Annotated in this window: 21 protein-coding genes; 19 read left to right on the top strand and 2 right to left on the bottom strand. The window is 48.4% G+C overall.

The features are described from left to right. Position 1: 1 nt before the first annotated feature. The 4 genes from cntE (NKT06_RS25285) to rpsN all read left to right on the top strand — a co-directional run bounded on the left by cntE (NKT06_RS25285) (position 2) and on the right by rpsN (position 4,479). On the top strand, positions 2-1,195 hold the full coding sequence (cntE, locus tag NKT06_RS25285; RefSeq protein WP_253440526.1) for a staphylopine family metallophore export MFS transporter CntE: 1,194 nt from the start codon (positions 2-4) through the stop codon (positions 1,193-1,195). A 41-nt stretch (positions 1,196-1,236) separates the two neighbouring features. After that, a complete protein-coding gene (gene cntE, locus NKT06_RS25280; protein WP_253442795.1) occupies positions 1,237-2,457 on the top strand; it encodes a staphylopine family metallophore export MFS transporter CntE in 1,221 nt (406 codons plus the stop codon). Between the two features lie 436 nt (positions 2,458-2,893). Further along, positions 2,894-4,090: a GTP-binding protein gene (locus NKT06_RS25275; RefSeq protein WP_253440524.1), complete on the top strand. Its 1,197-nt coding sequence runs from the start codon at positions 2,894-2,896 to the stop codon at positions 4,088-4,090. A gap of 119 nt (positions 4,091-4,209) precedes the next feature. Beyond that, positions 4,210-4,479 carry a 30S ribosomal protein S14 gene (gene rpsN, locus NKT06_RS25270; RefSeq protein WP_253440522.1) on the top strand — a complete coding sequence of 90 codons (270 nt, stop codon included), beginning with the start codon at positions 4,210-4,212 and terminating at the stop codon, positions 4,477-4,479. Positions 4,480-4,666: 187 nt separating this feature from the next. Here the strand turns inward: rpsN and NKT06_RS25265 are convergent, their stop codons facing one another. Beyond that, a complete protein-coding gene (locus NKT06_RS25265) occupies positions 4,667-5,524 on the bottom strand; it encodes a helix-turn-helix transcriptional regulator (RefSeq protein ID WP_253440520.1) in 858 nt (285 codons plus the stop codon). A 175-nt stretch (positions 5,525-5,699) separates the two neighbouring features. On the opposite strand from NKT06_RS25265, the gene NKT06_RS25260 reads away from it, so the two are divergent. Then, on the top strand, positions 5,700-7,772 hold the full coding sequence (locus tag NKT06_RS25260; RefSeq protein ID WP_253440518.1) for a beta-galactosidase: 2,073 nt from the start codon (positions 5,700-5,702) through the stop codon (positions 7,770-7,772). A gap of 141 nt (positions 7,773-7,913) precedes the next feature. Here NKT06_RS25260 and NKT06_RS25255 read toward each other — a convergent pair whose 3' ends face one another. After that, the gene (locus NKT06_RS25255) at positions 7,914-8,957 is read right to left on the bottom strand and encodes a substrate-binding domain-containing protein (protein ID WP_253440516.1); all 1,044 of its coding nucleotides are present in this window, start codon (positions 8,955-8,957) and stop codon (positions 7,914-7,916) included. Positions 8,958-9,195: 238 nt separating this feature from the next. Here NKT06_RS25255 and modA point away from each other — a divergent pair, with 238 nt between their 5' ends. From modA to NKT06_RS25185, 14 genes are all read left to right on the top strand, one after another. Further along, a complete protein-coding gene (gene modA, locus NKT06_RS25250) occupies positions 9,196-10,068 on the top strand; it encodes a molybdate ABC transporter substrate-binding protein (protein WP_253440515.1) in 873 nt (290 codons plus the stop codon). Further along, the gene (gene modB, locus NKT06_RS25245; RefSeq protein ID WP_253440512.1) at positions 10,065-10,751 is read left to right on the top strand and encodes a molybdate ABC transporter permease subunit; all 687 of its coding nucleotides are present in this window, start codon (positions 10,065-10,067) and stop codon (positions 10,749-10,751) included. Before modA ends, modB begins: the two co-directional genes overlap by 4 nt. A gap of 271 nt (positions 10,752-11,022) precedes the next feature. Beyond that, a complete protein-coding gene (locus NKT06_RS25240; RefSeq protein ID WP_253440509.1) occupies positions 11,023-11,355 on the top strand; it encodes a hypothetical protein in 333 nt (110 codons plus the stop codon). Between the two features lie 298 nt (positions 11,356-11,653). Continuing rightward, positions 11,654-12,493 carry a transporter substrate-binding domain-containing protein gene (locus NKT06_RS25235; protein ID WP_253440506.1) on the top strand — a complete coding sequence of 280 codons (840 nt, stop codon included), beginning with the start codon at positions 11,654-11,656 and terminating at the stop codon, positions 12,491-12,493. 23 nt (positions 12,494-12,516) lie between these two features. Continuing rightward, positions 12,517-13,260 (top strand): amino acid ABC transporter permease, encoded by a 744-nt coding sequence (locus NKT06_RS25230; RefSeq protein ID WP_253440503.1) that lies wholly within the window; start codon positions 12,517-12,519, stop codon positions 13,258-13,260. A 4-nt stretch (positions 13,261-13,264) separates the two neighbouring features. Beyond that, positions 13,265-13,975: an amino acid ABC transporter permease gene (locus NKT06_RS25225; RefSeq protein WP_036673453.1), complete on the top strand. Its 711-nt coding sequence runs from the start codon at positions 13,265-13,267 to the stop codon at positions 13,973-13,975. Then, a complete protein-coding gene (locus NKT06_RS25220) occupies positions 13,972-14,724 on the top strand; it encodes an amino acid ABC transporter ATP-binding protein (RefSeq protein WP_076319760.1) in 753 nt (250 codons plus the stop codon). The genes NKT06_RS25225 and NKT06_RS25220 overlap by 4 nt, the downstream gene beginning before the upstream one ends. A gap of 121 nt (positions 14,725-14,845) precedes the next feature. Further along, positions 14,846-15,133 carry a nucleoside-diphosphate sugar epimerase gene (locus NKT06_RS25215; RefSeq protein ID WP_253440501.1) on the top strand — a complete coding sequence of 96 codons (288 nt, stop codon included), beginning with the start codon at positions 14,846-14,848 and terminating at the stop codon, positions 15,131-15,133. 23 nt (positions 15,134-15,156) lie between these two features. After that, complete coding sequence (locus NKT06_RS25210) at positions 15,157-15,498, top strand: alpha-helical endospore appendage domain-containing protein (protein WP_017692510.1); 342 nt, start codon at positions 15,157-15,159, stop codon at positions 15,496-15,498. Beyond that, entirely contained in the window at positions 15,495-15,791 is a 297-nt protein-coding gene (locus NKT06_RS25205; RefSeq protein WP_253440498.1) for a hypothetical protein, read from the top strand. Before NKT06_RS25210 ends, NKT06_RS25205 begins: the two co-directional genes overlap by 4 nt. Positions 15,792-15,795: 4 nt before the next feature. Next, positions 15,796-16,137: a hypothetical protein gene (locus NKT06_RS25200; protein WP_253440495.1), complete on the top strand. Its 342-nt coding sequence runs from the start codon at positions 15,796-15,798 to the stop codon at positions 16,135-16,137. A gap of 421 nt (positions 16,138-16,558) precedes the next feature. Next, positions 16,559-17,653, top strand: a complete 1,095-nt coding sequence (locus NKT06_RS25195; RefSeq protein ID WP_253440492.1) for a CgeB family protein — start codon at positions 16,559-16,561, stop codon at positions 17,651-17,653. 60 nt (positions 17,654-17,713) lie between these two features. After that, the gene (locus NKT06_RS25190) at positions 17,714-18,853 is read left to right on the top strand and encodes a CgeB family protein (protein WP_253440489.1); all 1,140 of its coding nucleotides are present in this window, start codon (positions 17,714-17,716) and stop codon (positions 18,851-18,853) included. A 66-nt stretch (positions 18,854-18,919) separates the two neighbouring features. Then, the gene (locus tag NKT06_RS25185; protein ID WP_253440486.1) at positions 18,920-20,545 is read left to right on the top strand and encodes a glycosyltransferase family 4 protein; all 1,626 of its coding nucleotides are present in this window, start codon (positions 18,920-18,922) and stop codon (positions 20,543-20,545) included. The last annotated feature ends 13 nt before the right edge of the window (positions 20,546-20,558 follow it).

The following is a 20,558-nucleotide window of genomic DNA, read 5'->3' as shown; positions in this document are numbered from 1 at the left end:
TGTGAGTGGAGCGATGTCTTGGCCTTTTCTGCGCTTGTACATATTGGTTCTTCTATATTTTAGCGCCAATGCCATTCTTAACGTGATCATCCCATTGCAAGGGGAGTTCTTGGGCGCCAGCGGTACAACGATCGGACTGATCATGGGCGCTTATATGTTCACAACGATGTTTTTCAGACCCTGGGCAGGTCGGATTATTCAAAAGCACGGACCAATCAAAATATTGCGTCTGATTCTGATTATCAATGGATTTGCGCTGATTTTATATACCTTTACGGGACTCGGCGGTTATTTGGTTGCTCGTATTTTGCAGGGTGTATCAACAGCATTCTTTTCTATGGCTTTGCAGATTGGCATTATTGATGCCCTTCCGGAGAAAGATCGCTCTCAGGGGATTTCGTATTATTCGCTGTTCAGTTATATTCCGGGAATCGTGGGACCAGTGCTCGCTTTAGGGATATGGCAGGCGGGAGGCATGGATTATTTTACAGTGGTTCTGATCGGCATTGCCGTCTGTACGGGCGTCTTCGGATACACCGCCAAAATGGAACCAAACAAGGAGCAACCTGCTGAGAACCTTTCGGTGCAGAACGTGAGTATGTGGGAATCCTTTGCTCAGTTGGTGAAGAATCCATATTTATTTCGTTGCAGTGTGTTAATGCTTGCTGCTTCCGTTGTATTTGGTGCAATTACCACTTTTATTCCGCTCTATGCGAGCCAAGTACCAAACGGGAATGCCGGCGTCTATCTGATGCTTCAGGCAGGAACGGTGGTGCTGGCTCGAATTATGCTTCGAAAAAGGATTCCTTCTGATGGCAGTTGGCATTCTCCTTTCATGATGGGCACCATGTGTCTGCTCGCCGTAGCTGCGCAGTGCGTCAGTTTTGCCGTGACAGGCGGGGTGGTCTTTTTCTATGTGGGTGCTGTATTCATGGGAATCGGTCAGGCGATCCTGTATCCGACACTCACGACCTATTTATCTTTTGTGTTGCCTAAGCTGAATCGGAATGTCCTGATCGGGTTATTTATCGCGATGGCGGATCTGGGTATTTCTCTGGGTGGTGTGATTATGGGACCGGTCGCTGACTTCTCTTCCTATTCATTTATGTACATGATGTGTGCTATCCTAGGAGCGGTAATGATCGTTTTTGCCTATGAGCGGCGGAGACACGTTACAGGTACATCTGTGAGTTGACTGCCAGAAGAGAAAGTGGTGACGAACGTTTGAAGTCTTCGATGACGGCAACATCCAATGGGAAATTAAATCCGGTATCTTTTTCTTTTATCCGGTTTTATATGCTGGCCTTCTTATTTTTTGCAGCAAATTCGGCTTTGACGATTATTCTGCCCCTGAGAAGCGAGGCCGCAGGATTGAACCAGGCCGAAATTGGTCTGATGATGGGGGCATATATGTTCACCTGTATGCTCTTGAGACCTTTTGCAGCACAGTTGCTGGGTAAGCATGGGCCACTTCGAGTGATGCAATGGTTATTGCTTTTGCATGCCGGGACGTTGCTGCTGTTTGTTGTTTTTGGTGTGGAGACGTATCTGTGGTTGCGGGCCTTGCAAGGGGTGGCTACGGCCTTTTTCTCCATGACGATGCAGGCAGGCATTGTGGAAAAGCTGGAGGACAAAGACCGGGCACAAGGGCTGTCCATGTACACTCTGTTTACGATGGTTCCTTCTCTGGTCATTCCGATCCTCGCCATACAAATCTGGGAAAATGCCAGTGATCTGGCGTTTACGCTGCTGATGATCGGTCTGGCGGCTCTGCCACTTCTGATCGGATACAATGTGGATCTGCCGCGGAGTACGGTGCAGAACAAATCGTATACCTTGGGCGATATGCTGCGTTCGTTCGGCGGCATCTGGCGCAGTACGCCACTACTGATCAGCAGTGTGGTGATGCTGTTTGCTTCCTGCGTTTTTGGGGCCACAGCGACCTTCCTTCCCTTGTATATGGTATCCACAGGAACGGCAAGTGCAGGCGTATTTCTGACGATACAGGGATTGGTTGTGATCCTGTGCAGGTTTATTTTGCGTAAAAAAATTCCGTCCGACGGTAGCTGGAATACCTGGCTGATGGCAGGATTAATGCTGTGTGCTGCACTGGGAACCCAGTTGCTCAGCTTAATGGAGATCATCGGGTCATTGGTGTATCTTTCCGCGGTGTTCAGCGGCTTTGCCCTGGCACTGTTGTACCCGACATTAACCACATACTTGTCTTTTGTGCTGCCTGCGGATTCCAGATATGTACTCATGGGCATCTTCATGTCCTCGTATGACCTCGGATTCTCTCTGGGTGGACTAGCAATGGGGCTTATTGTGCAGGTGAGTTCATATTCGACTATGTTCATGATCTGTACGTTGCTGTCTATTGCAGCGATGGTTCTGGTGCTGGTGTTCAGGCAACGGATGGAAGCGGGCAATAAGGTCAGATCTGTGGCAGCAAGCTGAATAGTATGGTAGTGAAATGATCCTAGGCAGTGATAGATAGCTGGATGTCGCTACCGGGGATCAGGATTGTGAGTTGCGATTGGAGCATGAATGTGGAAGCGTAAAGTAAAGGCTTATGGACTGAATTTTGCGGGACGTATCGACAGGATACGAAACTGCAGGAGACAGACCATAGGTCTTTTTTTTAGATGATTTAATGTATAAGTTTTCAGCGGAGTTGAACAACTCGATTATCGCAAGAAAAACTTCAACTAAACGCGGTCTGTCTTCTGTGAAAGTACGTCGATCGATGTTTTTTTTAATCCATATTCTGAAGTATTTCGTAAAAATAGTTTGACAACGACCGTCCAACAGGATTATAGTCAGTGTTGTTAATCGTAATAATTACTATTAAAGTTCGAATTACGCAGACTGCACATATAAGGAGTCGATATATATGACACAAAAGCAAGTACCGGTAACTGTACTAAGTGGTTACCTCGGTTCAGGGAAAACAACCGTTTTAAATCACGTGTTGAACAACAGACAAGGGCTTAAGGTTGCCGTGATCGTCAACGACATGAGTGAAGTCAATATTGATGCTGCGCTGGTTAAGGGGGAGGCAACCTTGTCTCGAACTGAAGAAAAATTGGTGGAGTTATCCAACGGCTGTATCTGCTGCACCTTACGGGATGATCTAATGCAAGAGATTGAGAAGCTGGTGAACGAAGGCAAGTATGACTATATTTTGATCGAATCCACTGGTATCAGTGAACCAGTGCCAGTTGCACAGACCTTTACATACGCCGATGAGGAGTCGGGTATTGACCTGACTCGCCTGGCCCGATTGGATTGTTTGGTAACGGTGGTGGATGCCAATCGTTTCTGGCATGATTTTGGATCAGGCCAGAGTCTTCTGGATCGTAACCAAGCGACTGGGGATGAGGACACTCGTGACGTCGTAGACTTGTTGATTGATCAGATTGAGACGTGTGATGTGTTGTTGCTGAACAAATGTGATCTGGTCGATGAAACCGAGCTGAACAAGCTTGAAGGCATCATTCGCAAGTTACAGCCTAATGCCAAAATCATTCGCACCGAGAATGGGCAGGTGAATCCGTCTGAGATTCTGAATACAGGCCGTTTTGATTTTGAGAAGGTGAGCATGTCCGCTGGATGGATTCAGGAGCTGGAGAAGGAGTCGCATACACCGGAAACCGAGGAATACGGCATTGCTTCCTTCGTTTATCGCCGCAGAAAGCCATTCCACCCCTCCCGTCTGGCAGAATTCATGAGTTACTGGCCGGAAGAAGTGGTACGTGCCAAAGGCTTGGTATGGCTCGCCGCCAAAGGAGATGTTGCTGCAAGCCTGAGTCAGGCAGGACCATCCATTCAATTTGGCCCTGCGGGACATTGGGTCGCGGCTTTGCCGGAAGCGGATAAGGAAGAAATTTTACGTAACGAGCCGGATGTTCTGGAGAAATGGGATGCTCAGTGGGGAGATCGCCAGACGGAGCTTGTCATGATCGGAATCGACATGGAACGTGCGAGCATTGAAGATGAGCTGGACCAGTGCCTGCTCAGTGATGAAGAAATGCTGGGCGACTGGGGCCATTTTGATAATCCACTGCCATGGCCTGTGGAAGCCGTATAACTCGGGGATAACAGCGATCGGAAGGTTGTTCTGTCATCGGAGTGTGCAGTGTAAATATTCTTTAGTTCAATTTATATAGATAAATAAACATAAATTCAATCAATAAGGGGCTGTAATTCATGGCTAAAAAATCTAAAGTGGTACGTGAGAAGCAACGTCAGGGGATCGTGGCAAAATATGCGGACCTGCGCCGGGAACTGAAGGAAAAAGGGGATTATGAAGCATTGCAGAAATTGCCGCGGAATGCATCTCCAACTCGTTTGAAGAACCGTTGTGAAGTGACAGCCCGCCCGCGGGGTTATCTACGCAAGTTCAAGGTATCTCGGATTAAGTTCAGAGAACTGGCTCATCAAGGGCAGATTCCTGGCGTAACAAAATCCAGTTGGTAAATTGCTTGTTCTGATTTTGAGAATGTGCTCGAGCAGGTTGAACGGGATGAGGCGGGGCTGTTCTGGCGTGAGTGAGGCCGACTAGGATGAAGATACGAATGAACATTCCTGAAAAAATGAGCAAAGAAGACTCTGCATGTTATGTGCAGAGTCTTCTTTTGCGTCAGCTTGTTTAAGGAACATCTGCCTATAACGAATGATTGTGTATCATTCGAAATTGCATGGGTGTTACGTTTTCCTGGGTTTTAAAACATCGGATGAAGTAGCTTGACTGAGAGAACCCCGTTTCCAGCGTAATTTGTTTAATGGAAAGGTTCGTTGTCGCGAGCAGCTGCTTCGCATGGAGTAGCCTGGATTCCAAGAGGAATTCCGGGAAGGAGATGCCAAACGTTTGACTGAACTTGCGGCTAAAGTATGTTGTGCTGTATCCGGCAATCCCGGCAGCGTGGTCAAGTGTGATGTGCTCGTTACTATGGGAACGAATATAATTCCCAGCTTCACGAATTCGCTCTGAAGTGTGATTGAGCGAAACATTGATTTGGCTCGCTGCGGATTGCAATCGGGTCAGAAGCTCATATAGAGTAGCTGCCACACTGTGTTCGTCTTCCACTTGATAGCCTCTTCCGAGCTCCAGTAATCGATCCATGAGCGCAGTAACCATGGGGAAGTTGGAACATTGAAACAGCCATGGCTCGTCAACGCCTTTTCCATTTAACAGTTCTTCGAGACGAACGCCGTAGAAATGAATCCAACGAATACTCCAAGGTTCATCCGAATCGGAGTAGTAGGTTTGTCTGAGACCGGGACCATAGAGGAATCCCTGCCCTTGCATTAACTCATATCGTGTGGTTCCAGTATCAAGGAATCCTTTGCCGCTGAGTACAAGGTGCAGATTGTAGCATTGATCCAAGTTAATTTCAGTGGTGCCATATTCTCGATGCACACGATGCTTCGGAAAGTCACTGTACCCTCCAATAAAATCGGGAAAGCATACATGTCTGGGGAAAATCGGCTTGGGAAGAAAGATATGTTCTTTCACGTGCATCCTCCATTTGAACGCAATATTTTTATGTAATCAATTCAAATAGATTCAGCCAATTGTGATTTGAATCTATAGCAATGACAATATTTTATTATAAGTCGCATAATCTTGTCATTTATTATATGTGAAGGTTCCAATAGAATGGAGGCAATATGGCAGGTTAAGGGGGCAATTAAAGATGGCAAAATCAATACATATGGATGAATTGAAAATGGGGGTCTGTTATTACCCTGAGCATTGGTCGGAAGCGTTGTGGGAGGACGATTTCCGCAGAATGCGAGAGATGAATATTACAGTTATTCGAATGGCTGAATTCGCATGGTCCATCTTTGAACCGGAAGAAGACCAGTTCGATTTTCGTTTTTTCCAGAAGGCGCTGGATCTGGCACATCAAAATGGTTTAAGCGTTATTTTGGGAACACCGACAGCAACTCCACCAGCATGGTTAACCTCAAAATACCCTGAAGTATTAAATGCAAATAAGGACGGCGTATTGTATCAACACGGCATGCGACGCCACACCAACTACAGCAGCCCCATCTACAGACAGCAATGTGAAAAAATCGTGCGTAATATGGTGATTGCCTATAAAGATCATCCGGCTCTCATTGGCTGGCAGATCGATAACGAATTCAATTGTCATATGGATGTGTTCTACGCTGAGGCAGATCATGTCGCCTTCCGTGAATGGCTTAAGAATCGTTATGAATCGTTAGAGAATCTGAACCAGGCTTGGGGAACCGTTTTCTGGAGTCAGACCTATACCGACTGGGAGCAAGTCCACCTTACCCGAAATATGGTTAGTCCATCGCCAAATCCTCATTTGGCATTGGATGAAAAGAGATTCATCTCAGCTAATACCATTTCATTTGCCAAGCTTCAGGTGGACATCATTCGGGAACTGGATCCGAAACATTGGATCACAACGAACGGTACGTTTGGACACTTGGATAATCATGAAATGACAGAAGACCTGTTGGATTTCTTCTCCTATGATTCGTATCCGCAGTTTGCCACGATCTTCCCAGGGACAGACGATAACTCATTACAGGACCGGGCCTGGAGCATGAAACTGTCGAACGTACGCAACATGTCACCGAACTTCTGCGTCATGGAACAGCAGTCTGGGCCAGGAGGCTGGGTCGATAGTATAGGCATGGGCACGCCAAGACCGGGGCAGATCCGATTATGGTCATATCAATCTGTTCTTCACGGAACAGATCTGCTCGTCTACTTCCGCTGGCGGACGGCAACATTTGGCACCGAGATGTACTGGCATGGCATCAATGATTACCATAATCAACCCAACAGAAGGGTACGCGAGGTTGCACAAGTCGGCGAAGAGTTTGCCAAGATGGGGCGCTCTATTGCGGGCACTACATATCAAGCCAATGTTGCGATCCTGCAGGATTACGATAACATCTGGGACGGAGAGTTGGACGAGTGGCACGGTCCGCTTCAGCAACAGAGTGTACGCTCCTGGTATAAGCAGCTCCAGTATCGTCATATTCCGACGGATCTGGTAACCCTGCAATCAACGACAACACTGGAGGCGTTATCCGAATATAAGGTGATCATCTATGCTCACCCGGCCATCATGACAGACGAGACAGCAGAACTTCTGCAAGCCTATGTCAGTCAGGGGGGTACCCTGTTTTTCGGCGCACGCACCGGTTATAAGGATATTAAGGGGCATTGTTATATGAGACCGTTCCCAGGAGCTGTCGCTGAGTTGTGTGGTGTAACCGTAGAGGACTTTACATTGATCAAAGGAACCATTCCAGCAGCCGAACTGCAATGGACTGGGGAGAGTGAGCGACTTCAGGAAGGAACGCCAACAGCCGGATTTAATGAAGTTCTTCATGTGGAGCATCCCGACGTAGAGGTCGTAGCCGAGTATGCATCCGAATATTATGCAGGTAGTCCTGCATTGACCAAGCGTGGGGTAGGCCAGGGGCAGGTATGGTATTATGGGTCGGCTTACAATGAACCGGTCGTAGATGCTCTTCTTGATGAAATCGGGCTAGTCTCACCTGTGGGTGACCTGGTAGAGGCACCGTCCGAAGTTGAGCTCGGAATCCGTTCCAGTAAGGATAAAGCTTATGTGTTTTTACTCAACTACTCGGATCACCAAGTGGCTATCCAGCTTAAAAAGCAAGCCAAAGAGTTGCTGTCGGGTACAACACTTCAGAATGAGATCAACATGCCCGCGTATGGTGTGTTCATTTTTGAGATCGATTTGCCATATTAAAAAATCCATTGATCCATATCAGACTTATATATAGAAAGAATCCAAAAACGCCTTGCATCCATTGCAAGGCGTTTGGTATATGCATGATGCGATGTGTAACACACGTTAAGCATGGGCTGTTATGGACTGCATTTGGTATAACTATGCTTCGTACAAAATTTCACCTGTTCGCGATACATCATAGCCCTCGAATGATTGCAGTTCCTGCCTGAACTCCGGTGATTGGAGAATTCGAAGTACTGATTCTGTCCAGGCTTCATTACCTTGCTTCCTCAGCATGACCAGATCATAGCGTTCCTGAACGAGAGGGACAAAATCAACCTGGCCCACAAGTCGTGCAGCTTTCTCAATGCCAACTCCGACATCGGCTTCGCCAGAACTGACTTTGGCAGCCACGCCCATGTGACTGGTTTCTTCCAATTCATATCCGATCAGGCCTGCGGCAGAAATCCCATGCAACCGAAGTTGCTCATCCAGCAATACTCGCGCGCCAGAACCTTTCTCCCGATTAGCTAGTCTGAGTTCAGCCTTATTCAGATCCGTCCAATGCTGCAAGTTCTGCGGATTGCCACGCTGTACATACAGTCCGGCAGGACGTGATAGCAGGTTCACCACAACATAGGACCGTCCCGTCAGAATCTTGCGAATATACGGCAGATTATACTCACCCGTATCCCCGTCGAGCAGATGAGTGCTGACCAGATCGGACTCACCACGATACATCGAGATAAGCCCGTCCAGACTGCCCATGAACGAGCGTAGCGGACGGATGTCCCGGGTTTGTTTTTCTATATGGCGCATTAGGATATCCAGACTGACATCCTGACCTGTTATGACCAGATGCCGTGGTGCAGAAGTCATTGTATGGGTAGAACTCGCTGGTGTAGTCGCATATGCAGACCCAACGGGTGAAGTTGCTTGTAAGGAATTTTCCTGAGAATCACCATGAACTTGCTGAGTCCCTGATCCCGAGGTCTGAACCGGAGTCGGGAAACGCTGACCTGAGGACTGGAGTTGCTTGGATCGACGTTTATATGCCTCCAGATCCGTTGCATCAATCCGCATTTGTTTACCTACACGGTATGCGACAAGGTCTCCCTTTTTGATCAGGTCATAGACCGTCAGTTTCGATATTTTGAGCAGCTTGGATATTTCTTCGGTTGTGTAGGATTGCTCCTCCGTCATAAGTGAAGATCCTCCTTCAAAGGTAATGATCCGATCATTTATCGTAATGGAATGTTTCTTGTACTATACCATTAATTGAGGGATGCCATAAACCTGAGAACACGCAAGAAACGCAGAAGACAGGTAACAAAAATCAATTGTGATTGAAATCACCTTCCCATTTTTTTTGTCTTGTGTATAATTAGATATAATTAATTATAACTAGTTATAACCAAAGATAACGTTGGGGGAGAAATGAATGAGAAAGAGAATCGGATATGTTTTGGGAAGTATGTCACTGGGACTGGCTTTAGTATTGGCTGGTTGTGGCGCAAGTACGAGTACTACGGATACATCCACGGGTGCAGAAGGAACGACTTCAACGCCAGCGGCATCAGGTGAAAGTTCATCAGCGGGCAACAGTGATCCTCAGGAAACGGTAGATCTGACGATCTCTGCGGCTGCCAGTCTGACCGATGCGATGAAAGAGATTGAAACCAATTATGAGCTAGCTAATCCTTATATAGAACTTAATTTCAACTTTGGCGCCTCGGGTGCCTTGCAACAGCAGATTGAACAGGGCGCCCCGGCTGATATCTTTGTATCGGCGGCAACGAAAAATATGAATGCGCTAGTGGATGAGAACCTGATTGCATCGGGCGATCAGAAGAATCTGCTACAGAATTCACTGGTGGCGATTGTGCCAGCAGATGGGACCAATACCGTAACCGGCGAAACGGATCTCACCAATGACTCCATCAAGACGGTAGCGATTGGCATTCCGGAAAGTGTGCCTGCGGGAACCTATGCCAAGGAAGCTCTGACCAATGCCAAGCTGTGGGATGAACTGGAAAGCAAGCTAGTGCAGGGGAAAGACGTTAGACAGGTTCTTCAATATGTAGAGACAGGTAATGCAGATGCCGGATTTGTATATAAAACGGATGCTCTTACTTCAGATCAGGTGAAAATTGCGTTTGAGGTGGACAAGAACAGCTACACACCCGCCAATTATCCGATAGGCATTATTGAAGGAACGAAACACCGCACAGAGGCCGAACAATTCTATGCATACCTGCAAACCCCTGAAGTACTGGATATCTTCGCGAAATATGGATTCACAATTCCGGAATGAATATGAACGCCATAGACTGGTCCGTATTCTGGTCACCGGTGCGCCTGTCGCTTCAGGTTGCGCTGTTATCCAGCGTGGTGGCCACTGTGTTCGGAATCGCGATAGCCTGGAAGATGTCACGTACTTCATTTCGGGGAAAGATTCTGCTGGAAACAGCATTTATGCTGCCGCTAGTTCTCCCACCAACGGTGGTCGGATTTCTGTTACTTGTCATACTGGGGCGTAAAAGTCTGCTTGGACAATGGATTGAAGCCATATTTTCCGCACCGGTTATTTTCACCTGGTGGGCTGCGGTGATTGCTGCGGTGGTGGTTGCTTTTCCACTTGTGTATCAGACGATGAAATCGGGATTCAGTGGTGTGGATCGGGATCTGGAAGATGCAGGTCGTTCGATTGGGGCCAATGAGTGGCAGGTCTTTCGTTACATTTCCTTGCCGCTCGCAGGGCGAGCACTGATGACTGCCTTCATCCTTGGCTTTGCCCGGGCACTCGGGGAATTTGGAGCGACACTGATGATTGCAGGCAATATTCCGGGTAAAACACAAACGGTACCCACAGCAATCTATGTCGCTGTGGATTCAGGCAATCAGACCATGGCTTGGGCATGGACTGTTTCCATTATTATCATCTCGTTTATCATGTTATTGATGACCAGACAGCAGCGAGATGGTAAAAACGACTGAGATTTAAATATGTGTACAATATATATCATGACGTAAAACCCGTTTTAAGGGAAAAAGTTCTTCCTTAACGCGGGTTTTTATCATATATTTCATATGCATCAATATCAAATGTTAACCGAATTGGAACGAATGGAAATGTAAAGCTGTTTTAACATAAAAAAATAAAAAAAATACCAAAATTTAATCATTCAGCACTCGCTTTCAGTGGGCTTGTTCCTGTAAGATAGAAGTAATTGATTCCAGCCAAGTACTGAAATAAGGAGAGACGACGATGAACACTAAACCTGATTGCGGCGTTTCGTTGCAAATCGATGACTATCTGGATCTTTTGCATTTTGCCATCCAAATTCAAGATCAGGAATGGCAGCAATCCTTAATCCACCAACTCAAAATATTTCAGACGGCAACGGAGCAGCAGCGCACACCTGAAGAGGAATTATGGACACGCTTTGATTATATTAACAGCAAATTAACAGGTCTGTGCCATCAGATTCATGCCGCTCATTCCATGGATGAACGCAAGAAGTTCGAGGAACGGATCGGTCTCTTGCAATTACAGCGAGTGGAAGTTGCGCGTAAAATTAAATGGGCAAGTCGCAGATAGATGAGAGAGTAAAGCACGAAGTGGTGTAACGCCAAAAGGATATAATCTAACGAGAGTCATACATGAAAAAGCCATCCGCCAATGGATATTGGGATGGCTTTTTCGTCTACTATAGAGAAGTTCTATAACCTTATCAGGATGTCCTATTAGTTTAGTTATTGCCCAAAGAGAACTTGTAATGATATTCTTTGTTCAACCTAATTCCGACTATACAAGTAAGAATGGTTTGTTAATAGGATATAGGAATGGGAGCACACATCATATTCGCTGTGATAACAGCCTGTGGAGGAGATTGGGAATGGTTAAAAAACGGGGGATTCAACAATTCCGGACAGCACTGCTGTTCATTACAATGCTGGCGGTCCTGGCTGGATGCAGCACAGGTACTGCAGGCAATGAGTCAGAATCTGCTTCGGCAGCAGGCGACACAAAAGTGAAAAAAATCATTGTAGGAACAGGTACACAGTTCCCGAATGTCTGCTTCATTGATGAGAATGGCAAGTTAACAGGTTATGATGTGGAACTGATCCGGGAGATCGACAAACGTTTGCCTGAGTATGAATTCGAATTCAGCACCATGGATTTCAAAAACCTGCTGTTGAGTCTGGAAACGAAAAAAATTGACCTGATCGCGCACCAGATGGAAGTAAATGATGAGCGACAGGCCAAGTTCCTGTTTAATGATGAAGCCTATAATATTTTCCCAAATAAAATTGTCGTCAGTCAGAAAAATGAGGAAGTAAAATCGATTGAGGATCTGAAGGGTAAAAAATTGATTGTTGGTGCTACAAGTAATGCGGCTGTACTTGCTGAGAAATGGAATGCAGCGAACGGCAACGGGATTGATATCGTCTATTCCGGAGCAGGTGAGGATACCATTACCCAGATCAAAACAGGACGGGTGGATGCAACGATCAGCACTCAGTTTGCCATTGATTATCAGAATAAAGCGGTTGATGCTCAGTTGAAAACGGTGGGAGATGCCCTCTCCAACTCCAAAGTGTACTTCATTCTGAACAAAGATGAGCAGGAGCTCAAAACCAAAGTGGATGAAGCACTAAAATCGATCAAAGAAGATGGAACATTAGGGAAACTGAGCACAGAGTGGCTTGGAGCTGACTATACGGTTGAAGAGTAGTCTGAGAGAGGTGTGCATCGGTAATGGGAAAATCATTTGATCTGTCATTGGTTCTGGATTTCATCCCGGAACTGCTACGATATTTGCACATAACATTGATTGTACTGGGTGGTTCCATCGTGCTCGGACTGGTGGGTGGCGTGCTTCTGGCTGTTCCCCGGCTATATCGGATTCCGGTACTAAGCCAGCTGGCTACCCTATACGTCTCATTCATGCGGGGCACACCAATCCTGATCAAATTGTTCCTGGTGTATTACGGACTTCCCGAGTTGCTCAAACCAATTGGCATCGACCTGTCGAGAACCGACCCGTTGTTATTTGTCATTGTCACCTATGCGCTTAGTGATGCGGCATCTTTTGCCGAGATCTTTCGCGGAGCAGTGCGCAGTGTGGATAAAGGTCAAACGGAAGCAGCCTATGCTGCGGGGATGACGACATTCCAGTCTTTTCGGCGGATTGTCGTTCCTCAGGCACTAATTGTTGCTTTTCCGAACATGGCCAATACGTTAATCGGTTCATTGAAGGATACGTCTCTGGCCTTCTCCATCGGTGTTATGGATATGGTCGGCAGAGGCCAGACGTTAATCTCCGCCACATCCCACGCACTTGAGGTATATATCAGTCTGTCTGTGGTCTATTATGTCATTGTCATTGTACTCGAAAAAGGATTTGCCGTTGCAGAACGCAGACTCCAGCGTCATGAACGCAAGAGGGTTGTACACAAGCCAGTCGTTCGCGCCGAACGCCTGAAACGAATAGCGGGGTGAGCATATGTCGATTGATCTCCAGTTTATCTATACATCTTTTTTTCAAATTCTGAAGGCATTGCCACTGACACTCGTCATTACGATTGTGCCGTTGATTGCAGGCTTCGGAATCGGTCTCGCTACGGCTCTGATCCGTATATATCGTGTGCGGTGGATTCACCGTATTGCTGACTTCTACGTTTCTTTCCTGCGTGGAACACCGATGCTGATGCATCTATTCCTCATCTATTATGGTATTCCGATGATCATTGATAAGCTGGCGGAACGTTACGGTTGGGCTTTCCAATCCTCATCGATCCCAATTCTCGTATTTGTACTGATTGCCTTCTCGCTCACCGCGGGTGCCTATATGTCCGAGATTATCCGTTCTGGCATTCTAGCTGTAGATATCGGCCAGATGGAAGCCGCTCACGCTGTGGGTATGAGCACATTCCAGGCTTTGAGGCGCATCATCATCCCTCAAGCGATCGGGGCGGTCTTGCCTAATCTGTGCAGCATGTTTGTCGGGTTCCTGCATGGATCAACACTCGCTTTTACCGTATCTCAGATGGACATCCTCGGTAAAGCGGATGTGGTGGCATCCGTCAGTCTGAAATTTCTGGAGGCCTTTATCGCCGCCGCGTTTATCTACTGGGGGCTGACCATCATTGCCGAGCGGATCACCGCTTTGCTTGAGCGTCGAGTTGCCGTGTACAGCAAAGGAGGCGTGTCATGATTACATTAACGAACATACACAAAACATTTGGCAAGCAGGAAGTATTGAAGGGGATTGATCTGACCGTTGAACAGGGCGATGTCGTTGCGATCCTTGGACCGAGCGGATCAGGCAAAACAACGCTGCTGCGCTGCGTCAATTTTCTGGAACGTGCCGATGAGGGTGAGGTTCAGATCAGTGGATTGACCGTAGATTGCAAGCATGCACGCAAACATGACATTGTGCAGTTGAGACGAAAAACGGCGATGGTGTTTCAGCATTATAACCTGTTCAAACATAAGACTGTGCTGGATAACGTCACGGAAGGGTTGATCATTGCCCAGAAAATGTCCAAATCCGATGCCCGTACTCGTGCCTTGCGTGTACTTGAACAAGTCGGACTGTCTGCCAAAATCAATGAATACCCGAGTATGTTGTCTGGTGGGCAACAGCAACGGGTGGGCATCGCCAGAGCACTGGCACTGAATCCCGAAGTGATTTTGTTTGATGAACCGACCTCGGCGCTGGACCCCGAGCTTGTGGGTGAGGTGTTGTCTGTCATCCGCTCCATTGCTCAAGAGGGGATTACCATGATTGTAGTTACCCATGAAATGGGGTTTGCCCGTGAGGTGGCCAATCGGGTTGTTTTCATGGATGGAGGTTCCGTTGTAGAGGAAGGAACCCCGGAAGAGGTATTTGTGCGTCCCAAGCAGGAACGTACTCGTCAATTCCTCAGTCGGTATTCTTCTGACTGGAGTTATGTCATCTGACGATATAGGCGCAAGCTGTAGTAACTGACGATCCCGGCCCGGCATATGCTGTAACAGGCAAATGCTGATAGGCCGGGTTTTTCTATGGGTGAAGCAGGCCGTGACGGTAAGGAGGAGGACCATGCAGAGCAAAATCGATGAAATCATCACACATATTGCACACTCTCACCAGCAGATCGCACGTGTGCTGGATGCCAAACGCCAAGTCGCTGTACGCATGTCTGAAATCATCAATCATTTGCCAGATATCGAACCGGAGTTGGATGGCGTTGAGGGTCTGCTGGATAGCTCTGGGCAAATCAACAAAAGCATTATTTCTTACTTGGGTGGCCTTGCAGATCTGGAAGAGGCTGTAGCCGAAACGCTGACCCAAGTCATGCGGGAGATTGCAGTTCAAGAGGAAGAATAAGCCCGGAAGGCGGGTGATGGAACATGAGTAGAGAACAGAGCCTCATTCTGATGCTGGACGCAGCAGCCAAGATGCAGTGGAATATTGCCCTGATCCTGGAGGCAAAAGCGATTGAGGCCGAGAAGGTACGGAACTGGACGCTGAATCATCTGAATGGAGATACCTTTCTGACGCATGGGGATCAGGTAGGCGAGCCGCTCAAAATGCATGATCAGCTGGTGGAGTTGCTGGAAGGATTAACCCGGATGGAAACCGGACTGTGCAACAATCTCAAAGCGGTGATGGTACAGAACGATAGCGAAGATGGCGGCGGTATGGACGGTGGCATGTTTGGCGGCATGGATCTGGGAGACATGGGAAAATGAGTCTGATGCAGCGTGAGCAGGAAGCTAAACTGGCCCTCATTGAATCCATTGCACACAGTCAGCAGGCGCTGGCACGCATTCTGGACAGTGTAGCCAGTGTAACCGCTCATTCGGAAGTATCCGCCCGCAGTCTGGCCGAGAACATTCGTCTGCTGAGTCGTTATCAGGGAGAAATGTCTCGTATGGTTACGGGAATCAGGCTGGCCCGAATCCAGCATGGGGAGCCTGGCTTGCCGTGGCTCAAAGACCCCGGGTGTGCGATACGTATCGTTCGGGACATACAGGAGGAATGATGACATGTTAAAGAAGAAGAAAATACGACTGAGAACCAAAAGAGCTTTGGTAACTCGTGGCGCCCGTCTGCGCAAAATTCGCAAGCTGCGTGCGCTCAGAGCCAAACGTGTTCTTCACAAACGCCCACTTAAAGGACGCAGTGCGTGGCTCAAAAAAAAGAAACGTACGGTACGGCGGCACCGGAGTCCGAAGCCCGTACAACCAATCGTCCCGGCTACCCCTACCGATCCGAATCCGGACGGTGCGTACAGCCAGGGATACAACGAGGCGTACAACGAGGGATTCAACGCGGGTTTCGCCAAGGGATTCGAGGACGGACATCAGCTGGCGTACAAAGCACAGTAACCGAGTAGACACGGTTATTCCTGCATGGAATGATACCTATCCAAGAGTGCGGAGCATAGGGAAGACTACGTGAGCAACTACAATGTTTTCAAAGGAAACATACTTCGTAAGCCTCCCGCTTATTTCGGCTGCATTCTATATTCGATGCTGGTGATGCCGATAGGCATCCTTCGTAATCAAACGCGGACTTATTTGAACATCTTCTAACAAATGATGATAGCCCGGGGGGACAGATCCCTCTGGGCTATTTGCATCGCCGCAAAAGCGGACATGCCCGTACAGGCGGATGTGGAGGGCAAGCGCCAATTTTGCGCCTTGCAGGACACCCGTCCATGATGCATCTGACCCCGAGGCATATCCTTTAGAGGGAAGACCAATCTCGGGGAGAGTCTGGAAGTGAGATCTCCTGAAGGAAGACAGGGTGAAGAATGTGGCAAAACGAAGACACCGTCCGCTAACTGAAGCGGAGACAGCTTACCGCGGCGGATATGCAGAAGGCCGCAGATTTGGCGGCTGTCAAGCCATGATGGAGCGGGTGCAGATGTTTGAACCGACCCTGCGGGACATGAAGGTGCTGTACATTCCGCAAGGGTTCGATGCCATCGATGAAGGTGTCACCCTGGCCCTGCAGCAGTCTGTACGTGAATGCGTTGTTGGATCGCCAGCAACGATGTTGCAGGAAGCCAGTCAGCATCGGCCAGATGTTGTGCTCGTTATGAATGGTCTGCATGTATTTCCCCCGGATCATCTGGAGCAGGTGGAGGGCATACGTGCACTCGGTATTCGAACAGCCGTGTGGTTTGTGGATGATCCGTATTTCACCGAAGATACAGTGTCCCTGTGTCAACACTATGATGTCGTGTTCACGCATGAAGAGGCCGCTGTGCCATTCTATCAAGGACATGGAGCGAACCGGGTTATCTATATGCCACTTGCGGTGAATCCGGGGATGTTTCAACCGCGTCGCGCGGCACCGCAGCATCAGCACGACATTTGTTTTATCGGTACCGGATTTTGGAACCGGATTGCCTTGTTTGATGAGCTGGCTCCTTTTCTTGCGGACAAAAAGGTATTCATTGCGGGTAGCCAGTGGAACCGGCTGGCACGTTTTGATGTACTAGGCCGTTTCATCCACGAAGGATGGATTGCTCCCGGAGAGACAGTAGATTATTACAATGGCGCCAAGATTGTCATTAACATTCACCGGACTTGCGAGAATGGGGAAGACAATCGCAATACCCATCATCTTGAAGGTCACTCCATTAACCCACGAACGTATGAGATTAGCGCCTGCGGCACAATGCAGATTACGGATGCGCGTGCGGATTTGCCCCGTTATTATAAGCCGGGATATGACATCGAGACCTTCACCAACGCAGCAGAACTTCAGCGCAAGATCCACTATTATCTGAAGCATGAAGAAGAACGACAGGCGATGGCATGGCGGGGACTTCTCACCACGATGAACCAGCACACATTCACTCGCCGCATCGGTCAGTTGCTGGAACATCTGTAATCCCCATCTGAAGTACAGCACCAACGAGTAACCTATCCCAAAAAATAAAGGAGTGGCGGTATGTCTCTCAAACACCGTAAAACCAAAAAGGTTCATGCACCTGTACTGAGCCTGGCTGATCAAGCGCGCAAAAATGGGCAACATGCCGGATATGACGCAGGTAAGGAAGAAGGATATCTGCGCGGTCGCGCCAACTATATTGTGAATTGTGCACAGGAACCGTTGCCTTTCCGGCAAATTCACGTGCTGTATGTATCTTCGGGTAAAGGGTTCCCTTACTCTCCGTTGGATGAGGCCATCATGGCCACGCTACAGGGAATGGTAGCTCAGGTAACCCTCACTGATCCGCGTCAACCGGTTTCTGAAATTGCGTTGCAGACGCGTCCTGATCTGGTGCTTGTATTGGATGGAATGGATATACCCATCGAGCATATCGATGCGATTCGCCAAGCCGGCATTCAGACGGCAATCTGGCTGACCGATGACCCGTACTATACAGACATGACGCTTGATATCGTCAAACATTTTGACCATGTATTCACGTTGGAACTGAACTGCATCGATCTATATAGACAAATCGGCTGTGCGTCGGTTCACTACCTCCCTTTTGCCGCATTCACCAATCATTATTTTCCGATTACAACCCCTTCTCCATTAAAACGGGAAATCAGTTTTATCGGTTCGGCCTACTGGAACCGGGTATACTTCTTCAATCCGATCATGCCTCAGTTGATGTCACACAATACAGTATTTAACGGAATCTGGTGGGACCGTCTGCCTGACTATACTGCCTATGGCGAGAAGATTGAACTCGGCCGCTGGATGAGTCCGCAGGAGACCAATGATGTGTACAATGGCACCAAAATCGTCATTAACCTGCATCGATCTCACGAAGATGATTCCGTCAATAATAATCACCTCAAAATCCCGCCAGCCTCACCGAACCCGAGAACGTTTGAAATTGCTGCTTCCACAACGCTGCAGTTGACCGACGCACGGGATGACATCGCGCGTTTCTACAAACCAGGTGTGGAGATTGAGACCTATTCCTCGCCGCAGGAGTTACTCGACAAGGTGGAATATTATCTTACGCATGAGAAGGAACGCCGTGAGATTGCCCTTCGTGGACTCGAACGTACCCTGAAAGACCACACGTATGGCAAAAGAATTAATGAAATGTTAACCATCATATTTCCTTAATCCTGGCCGGGAGGAGGTGTGCACAGTACCCTGTATCGGATATCCGCATACAGGGTCCGTGCGGCCATGGCAACGAAACCTAAGATGATGTTATTTTCCCATGTATGCAATACTCGCAGCATTACAGGTGCAGAGAAGCTGCTGCTTCATTTTATGAGAGAGATCGGTACGATCTTTGAATGTGTGCTCATTGTTCCCCAGGATGGGAAGCTTGCGGGGCTAGCGCGAAGATTCGGCATTCAGGTCAAAATATGCACTCTGCCGATGCTTCACGGTGTGTACACACCTTACCTGGGTATTGCAAATGATGCGGAGCATCTTCGCCACACACCAGCATATCAGGAAGCAGTTTCCCTAATACGGGAGACTGCTCCCGATCTCGTGTTAACGAATACCTGTGTCAATGTGATGCCGGCAATAGCGGCGAAGTCGCTTCAGATTCCGGTCATCTGGAAGATTACCGAGATCATTCATACGAATGACCATACAACTGAGGCGATCCAGATGATTGGTCGTTACGCAGACTGGATTATCGGTATCTCCGAGACAGCGGTAGCTCCATTTCATCAAGCTGGCATGAGTGACAAACTAACCGTCATTTCGCCGACCTGGGAACCCGCGCTGCCCGCTCCGGACCGCTGGGTTCATCTGCGCGAGCGCAAGCGCAAGGAACTTGGTTTTAAGGCATCACAGACTTGTATCGGTTATATTTCTTCCTTTATATATGATGCCAAAGGTTTGAAACCCTTTGTGGATATGGCCTTGAGGATCTGTGAAACGCATTCCCGCTGTCGCTTCTGGATCATCGGGGCACCATCGGATAAAAAGTATTACGACGAGTGTGTATCACGGGTGAAAAAATCAGGGTATTCACGCCGATTTACCTTCACTACGTTTGAAGAGAACGTATCTCTGGCGTATACCGCAATGGATATCGTGGTCATCCCAAGCATGGTCAAAGAAGGATTCGGCATGACCGCACTGGAGGGTCTCTATTTTGCCAAACCGGTCATTGCTTTCGCTCAGGGTGGACTGAAGGAATTAATGGAATCCGTAGGCAGTGGTGCATTTCTGGCCCCGCCGGGTGATACCGAAGCGCTTGTCACCTTGGCGACAACCTTGCTGAATGATTCAGAGCTGGCCTCGAATACGGGGTGGCGCAATCGGACAGAAGCGGAAAGGCTCTACGGGGTTGAAACCTACCGGACGAAACTGCATACGATGGTGACACAGTGGTTATTGCGTTTTCCCGGATGGTTTGCTTATATCCAACCTCCGAATGGACCTGTGTACACCCATGGGGAGGGAGGACTACGCACGGTACTGGTTCTGGAGCCGGCCACGGTTCGGGCACTGTTATTCCCGCTAACTGTCATACAGGCGTTGCCACTTTCCTCATTACCTCCGATCGCATTGGGTCACGATGCTCCTGTTGCCTCAGGTACTGGCCCAGCTGCAAAGCTGATACAACAGAGGGGCAAACCGCGGAAACGCCGTCGCAAGTCACTTGCACCTCATTCTCGCCGAGACCGTGAGGGACTGAAACGTACTTCCGGAACTGGCCGACGGAAGGGGAGAACCCGTACAACGAAGGGACCGCGTCCGCATATGGGGAAATCGGCTAGCCGCAGACGCAAATCTGCCAAGGCGGGACGTAGCCGAGTAGGGCGTAAGGGTTCCAATACAAGATGAAGGCAGGGATTAC

It is taken from the genome of Paenibacillus sp. 1781tsa1 (genome assembly GCF_024159265.1).
Lineage (GTDB): Bacteria > Bacillota > Bacilli > Paenibacillales > Paenibacillaceae > Paenibacillus.
The sequence above is the reverse complement of the archived record's forward strand: the minus strand, read 5'-3'. Positions and strand labels throughout refer to the sequence as shown.

Coding starts and splice junctions, on each gene's coding strand:
- NKT06_RS25215 (WP_253440501.1), top strand. CDS start 14,846: ATGCAGAGCAAAATCGATGAAATCATCACACATATTGCACACTCTCAC.
- cntE (WP_253442795.1), top strand. CDS start 1,237: ATGACGGCAACATCCAATGGGAAATTAAATCCGGTATCTTTTTCTTTT.
- NKT06_RS25220 (WP_076319760.1), top strand. CDS start 13,972: ATGATTACATTAACGAACATACACAAAACATTTGGCAAGCAGGAAGTA.
- NKT06_RS25210 (WP_017692510.1), top strand. CDS start 15,157: ATGAGTAGAGAACAGAGCCTCATTCTGATGCTGGACGCAGCAGCCAAG.
- NKT06_RS25205 (WP_253440498.1), top strand. CDS start 15,495: ATGAGTCTGATGCAGCGTGAGCAGGAAGCTAAACTGGCCCTCATTGAA.
- rpsN (WP_253440522.1), top strand. CDS start 4,210: ATGGCTAAAAAATCTAAAGTGGTACGTGAGAAGCAACGTCAGGGGATC.
- modB (WP_253440512.1), top strand. CDS start 10,065: ATGAATATGAACGCCATAGACTGGTCCGTATTCTGGTCACCGGTGCGC.
- NKT06_RS25260 (WP_253440518.1), top strand. CDS start 5,700: ATGGCAAAATCAATACATATGGATGAATTGAAAATGGGGGTCTGTTAT.
- NKT06_RS25230 (WP_253440503.1), top strand. CDS start 12,517: ATGGGAAAATCATTTGATCTGTCATTGGTTCTGGATTTCATCCCGGAA.
- NKT06_RS25235 (WP_253440506.1), top strand. CDS start 11,654: ATGGTTAAAAAACGGGGGATTCAACAATTCCGGACAGCACTGCTGTTC.
- NKT06_RS25255 (WP_253440516.1), bottom strand. CDS start 8,957: ATGACGGAGGAGCAATCCTACACAACCGAAGAAATATCCAAGCTGCTC.
- NKT06_RS25185 (WP_253440486.1), top strand. CDS start 18,920: ATGGCAACGAAACCTAAGATGATGTTATTTTCCCATGTATGCAATACT.
- NKT06_RS25240 (WP_253440509.1), top strand. CDS start 11,023: ATGAACACTAAACCTGATTGCGGCGTTTCGTTGCAAATCGATGACTAT.
- NKT06_RS25275 (WP_253440524.1), top strand. CDS start 2,894: ATGACACAAAAGCAAGTACCGGTAACTGTACTAAGTGGTTACCTCGGT.
- modA (WP_253440515.1), top strand. CDS start 9,196: ATGAGAAAGAGAATCGGATATGTTTTGGGAAGTATGTCACTGGGACTG.
- NKT06_RS25225 (WP_036673453.1), top strand. CDS start 13,265: ATGTCGATTGATCTCCAGTTTATCTATACATCTTTTTTTCAAATTCTG.
- NKT06_RS25265 (WP_253440520.1), bottom strand. CDS start 5,524: ATGCACGTGAAAGAACATATCTTTCTTCCCAAGCCGATTTTCCCCAGA.
- NKT06_RS25190 (WP_253440489.1), top strand. CDS start 17,714: ATGTCTCTCAAACACCGTAAAACCAAAAAGGTTCATGCACCTGTACTG.
- NKT06_RS25200 (WP_253440495.1), top strand. CDS start 15,796: ATGTTAAAGAAGAAGAAAATACGACTGAGAACCAAAAGAGCTTTGGTA.